The organism is Methanosarcina vacuolata Z-761 (genome assembly GCF_000969905.1).
Taxonomy (GTDB): Archaea; Halobacteriota; Methanosarcinia; order Methanosarcinales; family Methanosarcinaceae; genus Methanosarcina; species Methanosarcina vacuolata.
On the sequence record NZ_CP009520.1, the window covers coordinates 4,237,158 to 4,258,141 of the forward strand.

The window sequence follows — 20,984 nt, forward strand, 5'->3', positions numbered from 1 at the left end:
CGTGTTTTCCGTGGTTGTAATATCCAGATAGAATCGCTCTGCGACCGGCTGTGTTTTCCGTGTTAAAGAATTCCATGTGACTTGAAAATAATATTTGAGTCGTGAGCTGTAATTATTTCCTTATTATGTACTTATTTGAGAATCGATATACTAGTTACTCAAACGCTTATTGTTGAAATTCTTCAAAGTTTTGGCCTTTTGCCTTTATTGAAAACTTCCAGCAGGCCATTTTCCTAATCTTCGGTTGAGATAATAACTGCAAATATACGAACCATTTCCCAAAAACGATAACAGGAAAAAATGTTGTTTTTTGAAGGCATATACGAAAATCAGTTGATGGCAACGGCTCATGGAATGTAGGGGCAAGGCTTGTTCTCTAAGGGCAGGACAGCCCTGAAGGATCTATTGTTTCCAGTGTTAAAGTAAAGAGGCAACGGGAAAAGTGATACCTCAGGTAATTATGGCTTAAGGTCGGTTCCAACATTATTCTTAAGGTCATTGACACTAAAAGCAGCAAGGTTATTGCTGAACAAAGAGCTACTGTAGAACATTATGAAAGCTAAAACTGGAGATGGCTCTTCGTCATTCCCTGTGGATAAGACGATTTTCAATTCGAGATCGCATTGGTTTTTATGAAGACATTACAAGGATATCCACACAAAACAACGAAGAGCCAAAGAGATTTCTTTTCATACGTCTTCGGTTAAGGAATTTTCTTTCCAGAAAGCTATCGATTTTGCATTAGAAACCAGCTTTCAATTTTGGCCTGTTTACATGAAATCAATACCCTGTCCCATATCACAATTTATTTAAATATTTGCCAAATGTTGAGGAAATAGACTCAATTTATCACGATTTCTTACTTAACCGAAGACGCATGGATTTCTTTTTAATTTTGAGTAATTTCCATTACCGAAGACTCTTTCCGCAGATCAAATAATACTGGTAGTTGAAAGCTACCGGTTCCCGGAAAAATTCTCTGTTTTTTAAATTACACGAGTTTTAAGGATTCTAATATGAATCAATCCTGAAATTAAAGGTTATATTTCAAATTAAATGCCTTATAAAGCTTCTTTTATAAATATAAGTATTATAATATCTTGGAATATGTAAGTATTTTTATATTTTTCCCAGCTAATTCAAGACATGTCAACCGTTGATGGTTGGCAGGAAATAAGAAGACAATAAAACGATAGGACTTATGCTATTGAACTGAGAAAACAATAGCAGGAATCTTCTGTCATTCATAATAAAGTACATCTGACAGATTTATTCGCGCTTTATTTTGAACCTCATATGCATGAGTTCCGTAGGAAAAAACAAAATTGTATCAAAGTATATTGAAAATTATATTAAAAATCATATTAAAACGTATTAAAAATAAATCAAAATATATAAATTATTGAATTAAAACAAAAAGAGGATTCGTATTATGGGAATAAAAACATTTGACGGAATAAAAAAGCTCATGTGTATGTTTACACTTGTCTTTTTTGTAATGTCATTGACAGTTGCATCAGTAAGTGCAGGGTCAAATGATACATATAAAGTAGAGAAGGCAAAGTTAGATGCAGAGAAGACTAAATTGGAAAAAGAAAAAATAGTAATATTAAAAGAGAAGGCTACATTAGAAAAAGAAAAAAAGACATTGGAAGCACAGAAGAAGAAACTGAGCACGAAAAATAAAACTGACAAAGAATACCAGAACTGGCTCAAAAATTACAACAACTTTTTAACCAAATATAACAAATGTCTGAGCAAATATAAAACATGGGAAACCAAATACAACACCTGTGTAAAGAACTATAAAGTTCTGGAACAAAAATACAAGAAATAAAGGCAGTGAGAACCGGCTATAAAATAAAAATATAAAAGGTGGCTATAAAAGACAGTGCGCCAATTTTCTGTAAAATCATAAGTTTTTGGATGTTGTTGGATAGAAGATTCGATATGTGCAGATAAATTTCATCCATAGCGTACAAAAACTTAAGTTGAATTTACAGCAAACTTGCGACACTGCCAGGTAATTTCCTACCAGGATTTACGCACTTGAGGGACAAATAAAAGCATGTATTGATCTGTCAGGAATATTTATATTCAGGCATTTCAATGCTTCATGCTATTGATTTTTCAGTTCAGGTGCGTATTCCTGCCTAAATATAAGCTCTTTTATTATAAATATATTCACAATTTCTCATCATATTCCTGCTACGCACATCCACCATATTCCCGTTACACACATATTATTGGAGTTGTATTTTGGGTCTATCGTTCGTTTTGGATTTGGAAGACAGGAGCTTATTTCTATAGAGTTTATTCTCATTATCGATTTTTGCCTATTTGGACCTAAAGAAGTCAGGTCAAAGCCCGGCTCTTTCGATCAGCAGATCTGCCACATGTTTTGCATCTTTGAACGGAAAATCCTTTTCAGTAATCAGGCCTTCCGCCTCTCTTGCAGTAACCTCAACATCACCGATTCTGCCTGTGGTGTCAAGCCCTTCAGGCAAGGCAGCAATCAACTCGTCCATTGTGTTTATGGGAAATTTTGCATCTTTAAGAATTTCAATGATCTGTTCGTAAACCTCTTCCTTTACGCCCATCTTTTCCCTCCGATACGGTTCTCTTTAGTTCTCACTTTAAAGAGCCTATAAGTATTGACTCCTGCCCATAAATCCTGTTTTCATTTTATTTCCACATTTCCTTCAGGTTCACTTTTCCCCATAGATTAAGTGGTACTTGTAATTATAAGCTATCCGTTTCCTGAACGGCATGTCCTCTTTCTGAAGGTCCATAATATCTTTCAGGTCGATGTCTTTTATATTATTGAATCCCACAGCTCTGAAGTATTCAAGCATTTTTTCAGGAGAAACTCCATGCCTGTTTGGAAGTTCACTGTCTATCTCTCTGGAGTAATGCCCTTTTCTGGGATTCCTTCTTTCAACAAGCAAAGTGCAGAAATCACTTACAAGCCTCCTTGCGTTTGTTTCTATTGAACCATCATTCCAGACTCCATCAATAACAATAAGCTTTCCTCCTTCCACAAGCACCTTTTTCCAGTTCTGGACCGCAGTATCAGGGTGAGGAAGGGTCCAGAGGAGATGGCGGTTGACAACTACATCAAATGAACCTGCCTCAAAAGGAGGAGCTTCAGCATCCCCTTTTTTGAAGACACTATTAAACCCTCTTCGGGAAGCTTTTTCCCTGGCTTTTGCAAGCATTTTTTCTGAAAGGTCAAGGCCTGTAACGTGATGCCCCATTTCAGCAAACAGCAATCCAATTTCGCAGGTCCCGCAACCTACGTCAAGCACCTTTAACCTGCCTGGAGGAAGAAGGTTTTTAAACACGTTTTTCCAGGCTTCTCTTTCGGCTTCACTCGTGATCCCATGCCCTTCATGGCTGTCATAGGTCTCGGACGAAACGTCCCATATGCGGGCAATATTCTGTTTGATCTGGTTTTCCTGAATGGTCATATATTAACAACTCTCTTTATATTTTCAATTGAGGTGATGGTTCCGTTATCGAGATAGGCAATCCTGTGGCAAACCTTCCTTAACACTTCAAGGTCATGGGAGATCAGCAAGTAGGAAACGCCTGTCTCCCTCTGAAGCTTCTGCATAAGGCGCAGGATCTGTGCCTGCACTGAAACATCAAGCATAGAAGTCGGCTCGTCAGCAACGATAAAATCAGGAGATAAAGCCATGATCCTTGCGAGCACTATCCTCTGGATCTCACCCCCGCTGAGCTGAACCGGATAACGAGCAAGATGTTCAGGGCGCAGCCCTGTAAGCTCTGCCAGTTCCTCTCCCCGCTTCAGGAGAGCATCTTGTTTTAGCCCGGAATGAAGTTTGAGGGGCTCTATAAGGTTCTCAAAAGCTTTCATACGAGGGTCAAGAGAAGTCTCAGGATGCTGGAAAATCATCTGGATTTTAGGGCGCAGTTTCCTGAACTCTTTTTTACCCATATTCAGTATATTCGCTCCCTGAACCCGGATTTCTCCGCCTGTGGGTCTTTCAAGCCCTACAATACATTTGCCGATAGTGGTCTTTCCTGAACCGCTTTTTCCGAAAAGTCCAAGGGTTTCTCCGCGAGATACTGAAAAACTGACGTTTGTGAACACATCCAGAGTCCCAAAGTTCATTGCCAGTTCGTTTACTGAAAGGACTGGAAGTGACACCTGATCCAGCCTCCTTTATGGTTTTTCATCTCAGGATGTTTTCTGAAGCACTCAATACTCGAGTACCTGCACCTCTCATGGAAAAGACAGCCATCAGGAAGGCATATCCTGCTTGGGCTCTGCCCGCTCAGGGGAACAAGCCCGTTTCTGGGTTGAGCCCGGATAAGCCCTTTTGTATAAGGATGCAGGGGTGTGTTCAAAACTTTTGAAGCCTCATCCAGTTCCACAATCTCTCCTGCATACATCACGGCTATTCTGTCGCAAACCTCAAGAGCCAGATCAAGGTCATGAGTGATCAGGAGCATTGTCTTCCCATATTCTTTTTTTATTTTAGTAAAAAGCTCCACTGCCCCTTCCTTTGCTTCGGGGTCCAGCCCTTTTGTAGGTTCATCCGCAATCACAAGCTCGGGCTCAAAAGAAAGAGACATGCAAGCGATCAACCTCTGCCTCATGCCTCCAGACAACTGGTGCGGATAGAGGTCACAGAGTTTTTCGGGGTATTTCAAAAGGAGTTTTTTCATAAGCCTCAGCGATTTTTTCATCCCCTCCTTTTTGTCAACCCCTCTTTCTTCGAAAACTTCCTCTATCTGAAGCCGGTTTTTAAGAACAGGGTTCAGGGCTCCGGCAGGGTTCTGGGGCATGAGAGAAATGCGTTTTCCCCGGATTTTCCGGAGCTCTGAAAGTTTAAGGGAAAAAAGGTCCTGCCCACGAAAAAACACCGTTCCTGAAACATTCGCATTTGTCGGAAGAAGCCTCAGCAGGGAAAGGCCGATAACAGATTTTCCTGACCCGCTTTCCCCGATTATCCCGAAAGTTTCTCCTTCCCTGATCTCAAAGAAGACGTGAGAAACTGCTTTTACAGTATTCTCACCTGCAGGAAACTCAACCGAAAGGTCTCTTATTTCAAGCAGACTCAATCGATTTCGCCTCCTTCGTGATTTGGGTCAAGGATATCCCTCATACCGTCTCCAAGGATACTGAAGATAATCACAATGGAAGTTATGGCAAGCCCTGGAAAGATCGTCTGGTAAGGAGCTGTCCTCATGAATTCCTTTCCTGCGGAAAGCATTGCCCCCCATTCAGGCACATCGGCAGGCAGCCCTATTCCGAGAAAACTCAATGTGGCAATAGAGAGAATTACGTGTCCGAAATCTATTGTAGCCAGCACGAGGAGAGTGGCTATGGCATTGGGCACAATATGCTTGCGTATTATGTAAAAATCTCCGGCCCCACCCGTTATGGCAGAAAGGACAAATTCCTGTTTTTTGATTGAAAGGACCTGCCCCCGCATCATCCTGGCGTACTTTGCCCAGTGGACTATCGAGAGGGCAAGCATCAGGTTGAAAACCCCGGCCCCGAGTGCCCCCATAATAGTGAGGGCAAAGATAACCGAAGGAAAAGAAAGGAAGATATCTATAACCCTGGAGATGCTTTCATCCACAAGGCCCCCATAATAACCTGCTGCACAGCCCGCCGCAGTTCCCAGAAACAGGGAAATCAGAACTACTCCTGCTGCAATTGAAAGGGAAGTCCGGGCCCCTATAAGGATTCGGCTCAGGAGGTCCCTTCCGAGGTAATCCGTACCCAGGATATGCTCCTCTGACGGACTCAGATTCTTATTTTTCAGGTCAATTGCATTGGGGTCGTAAGGGGAAAGCAGTGGAGCAAAAATGGCAAGCACGGCAAAAAGCAAAAGGACTGCCAGTGCAAAAAGCATATCTTTCCTTTGAAAAATTCTTTTTACAAATTGACTTCCGTAAGCTTCCGGAAGTGAGAAACTCTTTTTTCTTAACTTATTAGCAAATACATTGTCCATAATATCAGCCGTACCTTATCCGTGGGTCCAGATGCGTATAGAGCATATCCACAAGGAAATGCACAAAGAGGAACATCGTAACGATCGCAAGCACACAGCCCTGGACTACAGGCAAATCCCTGGCAGAAATTGAGTCCACGAGCAGGCTTCCTATCCCTGGCCAGGCAAAGATCTTTTCAATCACAACAGCCCCTCCAAGCAAGCTTCCCATCTGAAAACCAATAACTGTGATAACAGGTAGCATTGCATTTTTAAGGGCATGCCTGCTTACGATTTTCCATAAAGGAAGTCCTTTGGCTTTTGCAAACCTGATGTATTCCTGTCCCAGGGTCTCAAGCATGCTTGTCCTCGTAACTCTCATAACCGCAGCAATGGAATGAAGAGAAAGGGCTGCGGCGGGCAAAAACAGATTTTCCAGGCTCCCGTAACCCGTCACAGGCACGAGTTTCAGCTTCAGGGAAAATATCAGGATAAGAAGCAGGGCTACCCAGAAACCGGGCATTGAAACTCCAAAGAGAGTCACGATCCTGAGAATGTGATCCGAAATCTTGTTTTCCCGTAGGGCTGAGTAAATTCCCAGGCTTACTCCCGCAAGTATTGCAATTAACATACTCACCAATGCGAGCTGGATAGTTGCTGGGAGGCGTAAAGCCAGAAGATAAAGGACTGGCTTTTTGAAAACATAGGAAGTTCCGATGTCCCCTTTAAATACTGCTTCTTTAATCCACCTGAAAAATTGCAGGTAAAGAGGGTCATCCAGGTCATATCTATCTGAAATCTGGTTAAGCTGTTCTTCGGTAACGCTTTCTTCCAGGCCCACAAATGTGTGCTTGAGGACTAAATTAGCCGTGCCTCCCGGAATTACGTTCATAAGGAAAAAAGTCAAAGCACAAACTGCAAAAAGCGTAAGTGCCATGAAACCTGCCCTTTTTATGAAATATTTCATGTTTTCGCCTCAACCCGGACAGAAAGAAAGCCTATCTATCCGTACTACTTTGAGTGAATATGGACCCAGGTTAGAGTCTGAAAAATTCAGACCCTTCCCTGAAAATCCCTTCAGCTTTTATTTTCCAGATACATGTCCGCATTTATCCGGTAGTCATGGGCTGTCGGGTCGAAAACATATCCTTTTACATAATCTTTTTTCACGATTGCACAGCCGTAGTAAGCCACTATGATCATGGGCTGTTCATCATAAACGATAGATTCTACCTCATTGAACTTTTTATAGCGTTCATTCAGATCCGTGATTTTTCTGGCTTCCGTTATCAAAGCATCTACTTTCGAATTGGAATATCCAGGTCCATTATCAGTGCCATTTGTCATATACCAGTTCGTAAGAATATATTCCGGATCAGGAACCATTGCGATATTGTAAGCTGCAAGGTAGATGTCCCAGTCTCCTTTTTCTCTTCTGTCATCTATTGACCCCATTTCCATAACTTCTGTCTCTATGCCTATTCCTGCCTCCTTTAACTGGGCAGCCATAGCTTCAGCCATTGGAGGGAGACCAGGCCTTGCAGCATAAGTCATAAGGTTGAGCTTGAGGGGTTTTCCGTCCTTATCCCTTATTCCGTCCCCATCAGTGTCAACCCAGCCCGCAGCTGTCAGGAGTTCATCAGCTTTCTCAAGGTCCTGGCTGTAGGGCTTCAGGCTCTTGTTTGCCCAGACCATTGTGGGCAGGAAAGGACCTGCAGCAGCTTCTCCTACATTGTATAGCACATTTTCTGCGATATCAGACCTGTTTATGGCATAGGACATAGCCTGCCTTACTCTGACATCTTCAAGGGGCTCATGCTTTAGATTAAGGTCAAGTTTGTAGACTCTGGGAGTTTTGTACTTCTCTACGTTAATGCCGTCTATGGCGTTAATCCTGTCAGTTTCACTATAGGGTACATCAACGGTGAAGTCAACTTCTCCATTTTCGATTGCCATTGCCCTTGTGTTTGGATCAGGTATCCCCTTAAGGATCATTTTATCAAGCCCTACTTCTCCTCCCCACCAGTTTTCATTCTTTACGACTGTCAGAACTCTGGTCTGTTCGTCAAAGGATTCGAATTTATACGGGCCCGTCCCAACAGGTTTTACAAATTCTCCTTTTTCATCCTAGATTCGGCAGGTTAACGCAACTATAGATATATATTTTCATATTTCTCTCCCATGAGACTCAATATTTTCCAGTGAATTTCTTCCATATTCAGTATTTCTGACTTTGTTTTCCCTTTTTTCTGCGTTATAAGTTCTGTAATTCCCTGAAACTTGAAAAATATCCATCTCATTGTTGGTCTTTTTGTTGGTTTCCCTTTTTGATCTGGAACCGTTTCATTTTCTTCTTCTAACTTTGTCCTTAATTTCCATTCTGCAATAGAATAAATCATTAAGCAGAGAACCATTATCATTGTCAACGCTTCAATTCTTGATTTATTCTTGAGATAAACCTTCGATATGCTAAAGGCATCACTTTTCAAAAATCTGAATCCTTTTTCTACTTTATCCTGTCCTTTGTAATACTTCAGCATCTCTTCAGGAGAAAGACTGATATCATTACTTGCAAGAATGAAAAGTCCCATTTTTTCCATTTCTTTTAAAACAAAAGCATCATTAACCTTTATAACCCCATCAATCTTATAATATGTCTTTAATTTTTCATTTTTTAAAGGTCTGCCTTTTTTACCTGCTTCGCGTTTTTTAATGGTTTTCAAATCTACTTTTTCAAAAAGAACGGAAGGGAAATCTGCAATCCATTTTTCTGCTGCTTTTAATGCATCTTCTTCACAGAAAAAGTCATCTCCTGCCAGTTTTTTAAGCGACTTTTCTGCTTTTTCAAGCTCTTTTTCAAGCTTCCTTCTGAGAGTTACCTCTTTTTTTTCTTTCATTTTATGAGAGAGTAACAAAACCCACTTTTGTTTAACTCCACCATAATCCACAAAGGTTTGATAAAATGAGTATCTTTCGTCGCTTTTCAACGTTTTCAGGTTTAGATTTGCATTTAGCAGTTCCTTTGCCTCAGTAATTGTTGCAGGAACACGACTGATCCAGAATGACTTTCCTATGTTCTTGATATTATTATCAGTGTAAAAAGAACTATCAGCTACATAGTACACTTTGCTTTCAGGTCTTAAAGCTGATTTGAGAGACTTGATTGCTTCCAGAATTGTGCTTTTGTCTGAAGCATTCCCTGAATGGGTGTTCATGAAAAGTGGTATTCCATGCTGATTAACAATCAAGCTCAAAACAAATTGTTTGAGGTCCCATCTTCCGTTTTTGGGTATTCCAAAAGTAATATCAATATACTCAGTTTCTTCGTCTTCATAATCCCCATAAACGCTGACACTTGTAGTGTCAGCGTGTAAACAATGGACAGGAATAGGTAGACGATTCATAATGTGAAGAGTGATTTCAGTAAACAGTTTTGTAGGACCATACTTTACGATTCTGTCAAGAGTTTCTCCAATAGCATATTGATTCAGGTCTTCTCGTGTGACGCTGTCTCCAAAAAGTCTTCCTATAGAAATAGTCCTGAAATAATCAGGAAAAAGGTACAGACGTTGCCCTATGAAACCAAGACCATTGAGTACCATGGCAAGGATACAGACGGAGTGAGGAACCTTGTGATCTCGTTCTTTAGGAAGTTTCTCATCGATCAATTTGTCAACTTCAAGCTCTTGGAAAACTCCAGCAATAAGACCAAGGTGACCTAAGAAGCTTGTACGTTTTATTGAGGATTCAACTCTTCTACTGTTGTTTTTATCTGCCATGGAAGATCAAGAAAAGAAATATGAAAATTAATTATATTAACTTATATGTTTACCTGCCGAATCTAGGTTTCATTATAAGAAGAGGGACTTATTATAGCAGTATCAGGATAATGGAGAACTCCAGGAAGGATAGGGTTGATTTCTTTGGTTTTGATTTTAAGAGTATAGTTGTCAACTATTTCTATAGAATCTATTTTTAGCATGGAAGCAACTTTCGCATTTTCTGAAATGACTTTTTCCAGAGTGAAATTTACGTCTTTTGCAGTCATTTTACTTCCGTCATGGAAGGTAACATTATCTCTTAGCTTAAATTCCCAGGTATTTTCATCAAGTTGTTCCCAGGAAGTTGCAAGCCCGGGCTTGAGCGAGAAATTTTCATTGGCACCAACAAGAGTTTCGGTTATTGCAGCTTTCTCGCAGATAAGGGTACCATCCCCATTAATTGGATCAATCGATTCGATATTCCACATCTCACCAAGTACAAGTGTATTATTTTCAGAATCTCCTGCTGATTGGAAAGCATTATCTGATCCTGAGTTAACCTCCGTCCCGGAGACTGCGTCTTTTGCTCCACTTTCTTCTGTACTGCTGCACCCGGAAGTCGTCAGGATGGCGCAGGTTAGTAGGAAAATTAATAATATAATCAAGGGGGAGTTTTTATTTTTCATTTTGGAACACCATCTTTTTTAATGAATTTTATTTTCGGCCGCAGATGAGATAGTACTGATAACTGCGTACAACCCGTTCACCTAACGGCATCTTCTCTTTCTGGGCCGCTTTTACTTCTTTCAGGTCAAAGACCTGGATATTTTCAAAGCCCGAATTAGACAGATACTCCTTTACTTTTTCAAGCGGAGCTCCTCCGGAATGCGGGAGCCGGGCTTTGAGTTCATCTGAATAGTCAGAGTGTCCTTTTCGGGGGTCTTTTCTTTCAAGGAGCAGTGTCAAAAGAACACCTGCGTTTCTTCGAATCCTGGACTCCAGAGTCCCGCTGTCCCATACTCCATCGATAATCACAACTTTTCCATTTTTTCGCAGGAGCTTATTCCAGTTCTCCACGGCTGTTTTTGGATTAGGGAGTGTCCAGAGAAGATGACGGCTGAACACAATATCAAAAGAAGATGTATCAAAAGGAGGGTTTTCTGCATCTCCCTCCCTAAAAATTATTTCAGTTCCGCAGGACTCAGCCTTTGCTTTTGCGATTTTCAGCATTTGTCCGGAAATGTCAATTCCTGTAACCTCATGCCCCATTTCAGCAAACAGTAAGCTTAATTCTCCTGTCCCGCAGCCAACGTCAAGAATTTTCAAACTTTTTTCCGGAAAAACCTTCAAGAAAGCACGCTTCCAGGCGTCTCTTTCTTTTTGACTCTGTATCCCATGTCCTGCATGAGTATCAAAAGTCCCGGATGCAAGGTCCCATTTATAGGCTACCATCTCTTTTATCTGGATTTCTGAAGAAGACATTAACAGGTACTTAATTATCTTATGATTAATAATTTTCTATTTTGTAACACTATTTGTAATAAAGAGATTTTTTAATAACATTAAGTATAGTTGGAGTTTAAAAGAATACAAAAAAGAATATATTTTTGTTTATTTTTTACTTAACAGCAATCTTCTTAACTGAAGCCCAGGGGAAGAGATGGAGTAAATAGAAAATTATATATAGATATACTAGGAAATAGGTAACCCCTTTCCGTAGATATTTTTTAGTTCAAAATTAGAATAAGACCACAAGCGTTCTGCAATTATTAATTATACTTATCCTGCAACTGTGTATTTTTACGGGATAAAACCTCTATATGCATTATGTTTGTAAGAACATAACAACCAAATATTAAAAAGTGTGCCAGGCGTTTCTATGAATCAAAAAATATATAATATATTGCTTCTCCCCCTTCTGCTTCCAATTGTTATGCTCTCTGGATGTGTAGAAAATACGAATCAACAGGCGGTCCCAACCTCAAGCACTGAGCTTCAGAATTCAAGTACAGTGCAAATCACCGATATGATGGGAAGACAGTTAACTGTGCCTGCGGAAATATCCTCGGTTATAGGTACTTCTTCGCCTTCCGCCATCCTTGTGTATATGCTTGCGCCGGACAAACTTGCAGGCTGGAACTCCAAACAAAATTTCACCCAACCCTTCATGGATGAAAATTACTCAAATCTACCTGTAATAGGAAACTGGTTAGGAAGCAAGACCGGAAATTATGAAACTATAATTGATATGCATCCAGACATTGTTATTGAAAGCACAGCCACAAATGGAGAAACTAATGAAGCTATAGAACGCAGGCAGGAAAATCTCGGCAGCATTCCGGTGGTGGCTATTAATGATTCTATTCTTTTTGTGACACAATCCGATCCTACTATCGAATATGTGGGCAAGCTGCTTAATTGCGAAGCCCAGGCAAAAAAACTGATTGAACTCCGCAGTTCAATTCTTAATGAAATCAACAGTACTGTAAAAGACATACCCGAAAATGAAAAAGTACGGGTTTACTATGCCGAAGGCCCTGAAGGCCTGATGACCGACCCTTCGGGATCGCAACATTCCCAGGTAATTGATATCTGCGGAGGTATCAACGTTGCCGACTGTCCTCTCACGCCTGTAAGCGGCATGACCCAGGTCTCAATAGAACAGGTCATGAACTGGAACCCCCAGATAATTATCACTTCCAATCCACAGTTCTATGCAAGCGTATATTCAGACACTCTCTGGAAAAGCGTGGATGCTGTCCAGAACAAAAGGATATATCTCGCTCCTCAGAATCCTTTCTGCTGGATTGACAGACCTCAGGGCCCTCACCTTATCCTGGGAACTGCCTGGACTGCAAAAATGCTGTATCCTGATCTTTTCGCAGATATGGACCTCTCCGAACTGACCCGCAAGTTCTACTCGGAATTCTTCCACTATGACCTTAAGGATGAAGAACTTAACACGCTCCTTAACCCTGCAACTAAAACCTGAACATGGGTGAAAATTCCTCTCCAGTAATTGCATGAAATTTACATTTTTTAGTGGGGCAACGCGGACAAATTTCGATTTTTGCCCTCGTTTTCCTCTTATTAATTATTTGCCTCTGTCCCATATCTGCTTTAAATATGTACTCTTTAAAACATAATGTATATCGAGCACGTATTTTCTAAACTTTAAAAAAAGAATTTATCTATATTGTCTTTTTTTTAACAGGAGATTCCTATTTTCATCGATAATTTTATAAAATATATGTTTATATATATTGAGCGCGAAAGTCCTGTCTTCCGTATTTATAGATATGTTGAGCTTTACATATCTGGAAGCTGCATAGCTTTGGCTGGTGTTTTTTTCTGTGGCCGGCCAATATTAGGGTTCTCTCCCTTATATTGGAATTTCGCCCCGGTATAACATAAAAAATAAGTAAGTTCCTGTAAAAAAGTTACTTATAAAAAGTTACCTATAAATACGCTGTATCCTTCTGCGTTATATTGGAATTTAAAGAATTAGGACTTGTGCACCTGCAAGCAGAAGTCACACACAACAAAACTCATAATTATATGAAAGTTAGACAGTTTAAAGTTAACGCTATCCACATTTAAACCGCGTAAGTCCTGATAAAATAATTCCGCCAGATAACCTGACTGTCTTAAATTCATCCTTTTAATACTTGACATCTTTAGCGTTATGTTTATTTAAACATAACGGTGAAACCCACGGTGGTGTACAAATTGCACAAAAATTCAGATGAAGAAAAACACCAGATGGAGACGATTCTGAAGCAAGTAAAGGATCCAGAACTACTTTCACAGATCGAAAAAGTAGTCCCCTTTCACGGCTTCCTGACCTCTGGGGCATTAATCGGCATCCAGATGCTCAATATCGCAAGACGGGAGCTCGATGTCCGGGACGGGGAACGCATATACGTGACCTGCGAAACAAAAAGCTGTATGCCTGACCCATTCCAGATCCTTGCCGGAGCTACCATCGGAAACAATGGGTTGAAGATCATGAACTTTGGGAAGATGGCGGTCACGGTAAACAAACAGGCGCCTGAAGGAGCTAACAGCATAAAAGGGATACGAATCCTCCTCGACCCTGAGAAAACAAAGGATTATCCCAAACTTCACGCCTGGTTCCTGAACACCGAAAAACTTCCTCATACGGAGGTTTTACCAATCCTCCTGGCTGCAGGAGAAAAAGTGTATTCCTGGAAATTTGTGGACCTTGAAGTTCCGGTTCGAATGAAAAAGAGGATACAGTGCTGTAAAAATTGCGGTGAAATGTTCATTCAACATGATAACGAGCTGCTGTGCGGCGGTTGCACAGAATAACGTTGAGAGGTAAGCAAAATGCAAGAAGATATGCGATTGTCTGTCTTTGCCGAAAAAAAAGACAAGCAGCTGATCTATTCCCCCGAAAAATGCATTGGCTGCGGGACCTGCGTACAGGCATGCCCCAAAGGTAACCTGGCCATAGGGGCTGTTGGAGCTATAACAAGAGGGTTGGTAGATGCGGATTTCCTGGAAATGAAAGAAAGTGAAGCCTGCCTGGTCTGTGGAATTTGTGCGAAAGTTTGCCCCACAGGTGCTCTTGAAATGAAGCAGGAAGGAAAAACCCTCACTGACATTTCTTATCTTTTCAGGGCTATGAAACCGACGTCAGTAAACGAAAGCTGCGTCCACTGTGGGCTTTGTGAGGATATCTGCCCTCAAGGCTGTATTGAGGTAACACGGGATATTTCAGCGGATGGAAAACTGAAGCTTGTCGGAAAAACCAATATTGATACCGAATGCTGTGTCCACTGCGGCTGGTGTGCAGCAGTCTGTCCGGTTAATGCTATTTCTGTAGAAAAGCCCTTTGAAGGGCGCTGGACCAGGGATGAGGATGTCTGCCAGACCTGCCACACCTGTGTGGAAGTCTGTCCTGCAAATGCTATTTTCAATAAAAAAGCTAAACCTGGAGAAAGAGTCGAAAAGATCAGTCACCGCCCCGATGCCTGTATTTACTGTGGAGCCTGTGCAGTTGCCTGCCCTGTTAACGCCATAGATGTCAGAAAAACTGCAATTCTCCCGGAAATGGAGAAAAAGGGCGTTCTTGAGAAGAAGCTGCTTGAAACCCCTGCTCCAGAGGCTATGCTCCGTACTCGCCTGGAAACCGATGAAGCTGCATGTCTGGGCTGCGGAAACTGTGTAATTGTCTGTCCGGTAAATGCCTATTCTGACCGTGAACTTGCAGCCGGGCACCTGAACAACATGGACGAAAAAGCTCTTCTTGGGGTTAAGAACGGGAGAATTTCAGTCATAGACCAGGACCGCTGTGGAGCAGATGGAGCCTGCGCCATGATTTGTCCTGTTGACGCTATCAGGCTTGTAAAAAAAGAGGTGGAATAAATGGCAGGAACAATTGCAATTAAGAACGGATACGTCTTTGATCCCCTCAATGAAATAAATGGGGAAATTATGGATGTCTTCATCAAGGACGGAAAAGTTGTAAGAGAGCTTTCTGCAGCCGACCTAAAAGACGCAAAGGTTATTGATGCCTCTGGTATGACGGTTATGCCCGGAGGGGTTGACTCCCACTCTCACGTTGCAGGGGCAAAGGTTAACGCCGGCAGGTCGATGCGTCCTGAAGACCATTATAAATCAAATCTTCAGAAGACTTCACTTACCCATTCAGGCTCAGGTTACACTGTTCCCTCTGTTTACAAACAGGGATACGATTACGCAGCAATGGGTTATACAACTGTTTTTGAGGCCGCGATTCCCCCTCTTGAAGCGCGCCATACCCATGAAGAGATGCGTGCGACTCCGCTCCTTGACATGGGAGGATACCTGATACTTGGAAACAACTTCTTTTTGATGCGCTACCTCAGAGATGGAGATATCGAAAAGGCTGCGGCTTATGTGGCCTGGATGATGAAAACTCACAAGTCCTATGGAATTAAGTGTGTCAACCCTGCAGGAGTCGAAAACTGGGGCTGGGGTAAAAACGTACACTCTCTTGATGAAGCCAACATCCATTTCGAAATTACCCCAAGAGAAACTATAAAAGGGCTTAGCGAGGTCAATGAACTCCTCGGCATGCCTGTACCTCTTCACCTGCACGCAAATAACCTGGGACATCCCGGCTGTTATACAATTACTAAAGATTCCCTCAAAATCCTCGACGGCATAAAACCCAGGCAGGATATGGATGTGGAATGGGCTGAAACCAAAATTGATCCTTCAAGGGACCGTTCCGTATACCTCGCCCACATGATGTTCAACAGTTTTGCAGGCACTACCTGGGGAGACTGTGAATCCGGGGTAAAAGATATTGCAGAATATATCAACAACAAAGACCATGTAGTAATCGATAGTGGATGCACGCCCTTCGGAGAAGCCACGGTTATGACAGGAGATGGGCCTGCCATCCAGGATATGTACAAGCTTACAGGAAACAAGTGGTCGAATACTGACGTTGAGATGGAGGGCGGGTCAGGTGTTATCCCCTTCACTTACTTAAAAGCTAATCCGGTACACAGCCTGCAGTGGGCAATGGGACTTGAATGTCTCCTGCTTATCAATGACCCCTGGAAGACAATTATGACCACTGACAGCCCCAACGGTGGGCCGTTTACGAAATATCCGGAAGTTATGACCTGGATCATGTCCGAAGCTTTCAGGAAACAGACCTTTAGCGAATGCCATAAATGGGCAAACGATAGGAGTGAACTCGGAAGCATAAACCGGGAACTTTCCCTCTATGACCTTGCAATCCTGACCAGGGCAAACCCTGCTAAAACAATTGGCATGGCCCACAGGAAAGGTTCTCTTGGATTGGGCGCTGATGGAGATGTCACAGTCTATAACATAAATCCACAGCAGCTTGACACAAACAACTATGAGGCTCTACTTCAGGCTTTCAGGAAGGCCGAATACACTGTAAAGGGCGGCGAAATTGTATCTGTTAAAGGAGATATTGTTTCCGTACCTGAAAAACGGACCTATTATTCCGAAGTACATGTGGAAGACGAGCGGGAAAAGGAGATGCTGGTCGACGTGAAGGAATGGTTCAGGTACTACACCCTGGGCTTTGCTAACTATCCAACTCCAGAAAAGTATCTGAAAAATCCGACTCCCATACAGGTTAACGTGGTGAGGTGAGGTAATGACAGAGGGAGTTCTTATTAATAAAAATGAAATTGAAAGTAAACTTGAGGCAGTTATAAAGCCGGGCTCATTTGCTGGCGAAAGCGCGGAAAAAATAGCAGAAGTAATGCTTATTCCTAAAAAAGAGATTGACATTAAACTGGAAGCCGACGTTATAACTCCTGACGCCTTTGCAGGCAAAAGTGCCGAAGAAATTGGAAACCTGGCAATCTGGCAGGGGCCAAAGACCTATCCTCTCTCCGAGTTTTTTGAAGTAATAGGCAACGGAGGAAGTTCTGCAGCCGAGACCCTCATCCGCATAAAAGGTGACGCAATAAGAGTAAAAAGAATTGGTGAAGGCATGAGCGCAGGAAAAATCGAAATTGAAGGTTCTGCTGGCATGCACGTAGGCACCGGGATGAAAGGAGGAGAGATTGTCGTTTACGGAGACGCAGATTCCTGGGCAGGTATGGAAATGACAGGCGGACTCCTGAACATAAAAGGCAACGCTGGAGACCACGTGGGCTGCGCTTACAGAGGAAAATGGCACGGCATGAAAGGTGGACGGATCGTTATCGAAGGCTCTGCTCGCCATCAGCTTGGAGGCGGCATGGATGGCGGAGAAATTCTTGTAGAAGGCAATGTTGAAAGCTTCTGCGGAATCCGTCAGAACGGCGGGCTAATCTTCGTAAAAGGAAACGCTCTTCGTGGAGTCGGTGCTGAAATGGCAGGAGGCACCATAGTAGTTGGAGGCAAAATCGAGCGCTTCTCCCCAGGTTTCGAATTTGTATCCATGGAAAACAGCGTCACATCCGGAGAGGTTGAACTAATAGGCGAATTCAAGAAATTTACAGGAGACTTTGCGATCAGCAAGCGGGCAAAAGGAGCGCTTTACGTGGTTGCAGATACAAACCCTGAACTCTGAGGTGAGAACTATGGAAGTAATACTCATTAGCGGAAGTACGATTAATGAAGGCAGGCTTGCCAAAGGCGGGGACAAGTTTACAGACGAGTACACTATAGAGTGTGCATCGTGCTGGATTTCACCTGTAGATTTTGCATCACTTTGCTCTCCTTCTAAAGTAAAAGTAACAAGTCGGAACGGAAAACATTCGATTGTTGTTTACACAAAATGTACGGATGCAGTCCAGCCAGGACAGGTATTTATGCCAAGAGCCATCTGGTCGAATGTTATCATTGATCCTGATACTCTTTCCACGGGTTCTCCCCTCTATAAGGGTGCCCCGGTAACAATTGAGCCCACTGAAGAAGAGGTCCTTAGTGCCGAAGATGTAGTATTGAAAATTTATATCGGAGGGCAGTGAGTATGATTTACAAAAACATAGTCTGTCCGGTCTGCGGGGCATCCTGTGACGATATCCAGGTTGAATTCGGAGACGGAAAGATTGAAGCTAAAAACGCATGTAAGATGGGAAATGCCAAATTTCAGGAAGTTGTAAGTTCCCACAGGCTCAGGCAGCCCCTTATAAAGAGCGAAGGAAAATTAACCCCTGCCGCCTGGGATGAAGCTCTTGAAAGAGCAGCCGACATCCTTGTTTCGGCAAAGCGCCCCCTACTGTTCATGGGCAGTGAAACCTCCTGTGAAGCACATGAAATAGGGCTCAAGATAGGGGAATACCTTGGTGCAATTGTTGATTCCAATGCCACTATCTGCCACGGGCCAACAGCTATGGGAATTCAGGAATCCGGGAAAGTCGGTGCAACTGAAGGTCAAAAGAAAAACAGGGCAGACCTCCTGGTTTACTGGGGAACCAATCCTCTTGAATCCATGCCGAGACAGATGTCAAGGTACGCAGTTTTCCCGAGAGGTTACTGGACAAAACGCGGACGTTTCGACAGGACAGTTATCACTATAGACCCGAGAAAAACTCCAACTGCTGAAGCATCCGACCTTCACGTACAGCTCAAACCCGGCTCGGATTACGAACTGATTAGCGCACTTATGACCCTTCTTCACGGAAAAACTCCCCATCCGTCGGTAGAAGAGATCACAGGAGTTCCTATTCCCGTCATGGAAGAAATGCTCGATATGATGAAGAACTGCACCTTCGGAGCAATCTCAGTGGGGCTCGGGCTTTCCTCATCCATCGGAAAACACAGGAATGCCGAAATTGCCATGAATTTTGTAAAGGAGCTGAATAATTTCTCCAAGTTTACCCTCGGAGCTCTCCGTGGCCACTGTAACGTTGCAGGTTTTAACCAGGTTGCTTCCTACATGTACGGGTACCCCTTCGGGCTTGACTTCATGCGTGGACATCCACGTTACAACCCTGGAGAATTCACAACCGTAGATTTGCTTAGAGAAAAGGACGTGGATGCAGCTCTTGTAATGTGTGCTGACCTTGTCTGCCACATCCCTGCAGATTGCGCTTCTTTACTTGCTGAGATGCCCATGATTTGTCTGGATATCGCTCCCTGCCCGACCGTGGCTGCTTCGGATATTGTACTTCCAGGAGTCATTGACGCTATGGAATGCGATGGGACTTTCTACAGGCTGGACGACGTTGCCGTGCACTTCGAACCTTTCACAAGCTCGCCTTTCGAGTTTACGAAGAGCAATGAAGATACCCTGAAGCAGCTCTTTGAGAAAATCAAGGCACGAAAATAAGTTAAACCTGTTTTCACGGATTCTTTTAAAGGATAGTGCAAAACAAATAGATGGTGTGAGAGTGATTAAAGCTCTCACTTTTTTTCTTTTCATTTTCCTGTGGGCAGAATGCCAAAATTTGGCGATAAAGGTCAAATTAAAAATCATTTTATTTTGAATATTTTGAAGAGTGTCAAAATTTTTTAATATTGCCTGCTGTTTGATGCCGTAAGGTCTCAACTTCTTATTTTTCAACCCTTTCCCTTTCTTCTTTCCATTACTTTAGTATATTTTTTTCTTCAATATCGGGAAGCTTTCATAACTGCGACCGTAGTTGAAGTTTAAGTAATTATTTAATATGTGCGGGTACATCTATGACTTGCTAGAATTGTCTGAATAGCCAGTGAACAAAGTATTGAAAAAGGAGTAGGTGAAAATGTCACAGGAAAATAAAAACGATAAGCTTTATTACGTTATCGTTGCGCTATCCGTTGTTCTGGTGTTGATGTCAGCAACGATATACGCCATTTCACAGAGTGGGTCCGAAGATAATACGGAAAATACTATTTCCATTAGTGGATATGCTGAACAGAAAGTTATCCCTGATACGGCAACAATGAACATCGGTGTTGTAATTCAATCTGAAACTGCAAAGGAAGCGACAGATAAAAACGCAGCCCTTATGAACGCTGTAATAGCAGAACTCAAAGCAATGGGATTGCAGGACAAGGAAATACAGACATCGTATGTTTCCGTATACCCAGTATACAACTATGATGCAAATGATACGCAAACAATCAAAGGTTACTCTGCATCCAATAGTGTGCAGGTCACAACCAAAAATCTCGACAACCTGAGTGAGATCATTGATAGGTCCACAGCCGCAGGCGCTAATAATATTGGAAGCGTTTCATTCTCAGTATCAGATGACAAGCAAAAACAGCTTCGTGAAGACCTGATGAATAAGGCAGTAGCAGATGCATCCTCTAAAGCCACTACGCTTGCTAAGAGCCTGGGTGTTGAGATAAACGGCGTGCAGACGTCATCTGTAAGTGAAACCGGCGTCTCCGGAGTAGATTCCAAATACGACATGCAAACCGAAACAGCAGCAGGAGCAGTGTCCACTCCAATTCAGCCAGGCGAGTCTACCGTCTCAATGTCAGTACAGGTCACTTACTACATTGAATAAGGATTTAGACAAGTGGTTTGAGCACTGAAGTATATAAATGATCAGGAGTTGCAGATAAAGAAGGTTATTTGCAACTTCTCAGATCAATGCGTCTTCTTGTATAATCTATCGATTGACGCCTATGGGCTTCTTTTTTTACTTTTTATATGTGATTTTATGGGAGCTGGAATGTATTTTATCCTGAAATTTATCCTGAAATAATTTCGCCTTAAAACTCTCTTTGATATACACGGATTTGTAGTAAAACCTGTATATTTTTCCTATTCAATATACGAACTTTTAGTTCAAAAGATTCGTATTTTGAAGATACGAGAATACAAGTCTTG

At 42.3% G+C, this 20,984-nt stretch carries 19 protein-coding genes and 1 pseudogene; 9 read left to right on the top strand and 11 right to left on the bottom strand.

Annotation, left to right across the window (positions count from 1 at the left end):
- Window positions 1-458 precede the first annotated feature (458 nt).
- The gene (locus MSVAZ_RS20670; RefSeq protein WP_157206131.1) at window positions 459-611 is read right to left on the bottom strand and encodes a hypothetical protein; all 153 of its coding nucleotides are present in this window, start codon (window positions 609-611) and stop codon (window positions 459-461) included.
- Window positions 612-1,432: 821 nt separating this feature from the next.
- Here MSVAZ_RS20670 and MSVAZ_RS17440 point away from each other — a divergent pair.
- The gene (locus tag MSVAZ_RS17440; protein ID WP_048123056.1) at window positions 1,433-1,837 is read left to right on the top strand and encodes a hypothetical protein; all 405 of its coding nucleotides are present in this window, start codon (window positions 1,433-1,435) and stop codon (window positions 1,835-1,837) included.
- A 523-nt stretch (window positions 1,838-2,360) separates the two neighbouring features.
- Here MSVAZ_RS17440 and MSVAZ_RS17445 read toward each other — a convergent pair.
- The 10 genes and pseudogenes from MSVAZ_RS17445 to MSVAZ_RS17490 form a co-directional block, all read right to left on the bottom strand.
- Complete coding sequence (locus MSVAZ_RS17445; protein WP_048123058.1) at window positions 2,361-2,600, bottom strand: MTH865 family protein; 240 nt, start codon at window positions 2,598-2,600, stop codon at window positions 2,361-2,363.
- A 108-nt stretch (window positions 2,601-2,708) separates the two neighbouring features.
- Entirely contained in the window at window positions 2,709-3,470 is a 762-nt protein-coding gene (locus MSVAZ_RS17450; RefSeq protein ID WP_048123061.1) for a class I SAM-dependent methyltransferase, read from the bottom strand.
- Window positions 3,467-4,174, bottom strand: coding sequence for an ABC transporter ATP-binding protein (locus tag MSVAZ_RS17455; protein ID WP_052725596.1), 708 nt, complete (start codon window positions 4,172-4,174; stop codon window positions 3,467-3,469). The genes MSVAZ_RS17450 and MSVAZ_RS17455 overlap by 4 nt, the downstream gene beginning before the upstream one ends.
- Entirely contained in the window at window positions 4,150-5,091 is a 942-nt protein-coding gene (locus MSVAZ_RS17460) for an ABC transporter ATP-binding protein (RefSeq protein ID WP_048123062.1), read from the bottom strand. The genes MSVAZ_RS17455 and MSVAZ_RS17460 overlap by 25 nt, the downstream gene beginning before the upstream one ends.
- Entirely contained in the window at window positions 5,088-5,990 is a 903-nt protein-coding gene (locus MSVAZ_RS17465; RefSeq protein WP_048123064.1) for an ABC transporter permease, read from the bottom strand. The genes MSVAZ_RS17460 and MSVAZ_RS17465 overlap by 4 nt, the downstream gene beginning before the upstream one ends.
- Before the next feature lie 4 nt (window positions 5,991-5,994).
- Complete coding sequence (locus tag MSVAZ_RS17470; protein ID WP_048123066.1) at window positions 5,995-6,936, bottom strand: ABC transporter permease; 942 nt, start codon at window positions 6,934-6,936, stop codon at window positions 5,995-5,997.
- Between the two features lie 110 nt (window positions 6,937-7,046).
- A pseudogene (locus tag MSVAZ_RS17475) lies at window positions 7,047-8,078 on the bottom strand (ABC transporter substrate-binding protein); the annotation flags it as partial.
- A gap of 41 nt (window positions 8,079-8,119) precedes the next feature.
- On the bottom strand, window positions 8,120-9,748 hold the full coding sequence (locus MSVAZ_RS17480; RefSeq protein WP_048122172.1) for an IS1634 family transposase: 1,629 nt from the start codon (window positions 9,746-9,748) through the stop codon (window positions 8,120-8,122).
- Between the two features lie 62 nt (window positions 9,749-9,810).
- Entirely contained in the window at window positions 9,811-10,416 is a 606-nt protein-coding gene (locus MSVAZ_RS17485; RefSeq protein WP_232316147.1) for an ABC transporter substrate-binding protein, read from the bottom strand.
- A 28-nt stretch (window positions 10,417-10,444) separates the two neighbouring features.
- Window positions 10,445-11,212, bottom strand: a complete 768-nt coding sequence (locus MSVAZ_RS17490) for a class I SAM-dependent methyltransferase (RefSeq protein ID WP_048123068.1) — start codon at window positions 11,210-11,212, stop codon at window positions 10,445-10,447.
- A 397-nt stretch (window positions 11,213-11,609) separates the two neighbouring features.
- Between MSVAZ_RS17490 and MSVAZ_RS17495 the strand changes: the two genes are divergently transcribed.
- The 8 genes from MSVAZ_RS17495 to MSVAZ_RS17535 all read left to right on the top strand — a co-directional run bounded on the left by MSVAZ_RS17495 (window position 11,610) and on the right by MSVAZ_RS17535 (window position 20,658).
- Window positions 11,610-12,722, top strand: a complete 1,113-nt coding sequence (locus MSVAZ_RS17495; protein WP_048123070.1) for an iron ABC transporter substrate-binding protein — start codon at window positions 11,610-11,612, stop codon at window positions 12,720-12,722.
- Between the two features lie 728 nt (window positions 12,723-13,450).
- On the top strand, window positions 13,451-14,062 hold the full coding sequence (locus MSVAZ_RS17500) for an FmdE family protein (protein ID WP_231592675.1): 612 nt from the start codon (window positions 13,451-13,453) through the stop codon (window positions 14,060-14,062).
- An 18-nt stretch (window positions 14,063-14,080) separates the two neighbouring features.
- A complete protein-coding gene (locus tag MSVAZ_RS17505; protein WP_048123074.1) occupies window positions 14,081-15,121 on the top strand; it encodes a 4Fe-4S dicluster domain-containing protein in 1,041 nt (346 codons plus the stop codon).
- Window positions 15,122-16,876: a formylmethanofuran dehydrogenase subunit A gene (locus MSVAZ_RS17510; protein WP_048123076.1), complete on the top strand. Its 1,755-nt coding sequence runs from the start codon at window positions 15,122-15,124 to the stop codon at window positions 16,874-16,876.
- Window positions 16,877-16,880: 4 nt separating this feature from the next.
- A complete protein-coding gene (locus MSVAZ_RS17515; RefSeq protein ID WP_048123078.1) occupies window positions 16,881-17,786 on the top strand; it encodes a formylmethanofuran dehydrogenase subunit C in 906 nt (301 codons plus the stop codon).
- A gap of 10 nt (window positions 17,787-17,796) precedes the next feature.
- On the top strand, window positions 17,797-18,186 hold the full coding sequence (locus tag MSVAZ_RS17520; RefSeq protein ID WP_048123080.1) for a molybdopterin dinucleotide binding domain-containing protein: 390 nt from the start codon (window positions 17,797-17,799) through the stop codon (window positions 18,184-18,186).
- Window positions 18,187-18,188: 2 nt separating this feature from the next.
- Window positions 18,189-19,490 (top strand): formylmethanofuran dehydrogenase subunit B, encoded by a 1,302-nt coding sequence (locus MSVAZ_RS17525; RefSeq protein ID WP_048123082.1) that lies wholly within the window; start codon window positions 18,189-18,191, stop codon window positions 19,488-19,490.
- Window positions 19,491-19,905: 415 nt separating this feature from the next.
- Complete coding sequence (locus tag MSVAZ_RS17535; protein WP_048123086.1) at window positions 19,906-20,658, top strand: SIMPL domain-containing protein; 753 nt, start codon at window positions 19,906-19,908, stop codon at window positions 20,656-20,658.
- The last annotated feature ends 326 nt before the right edge of the window (window positions 20,659-20,984 follow it).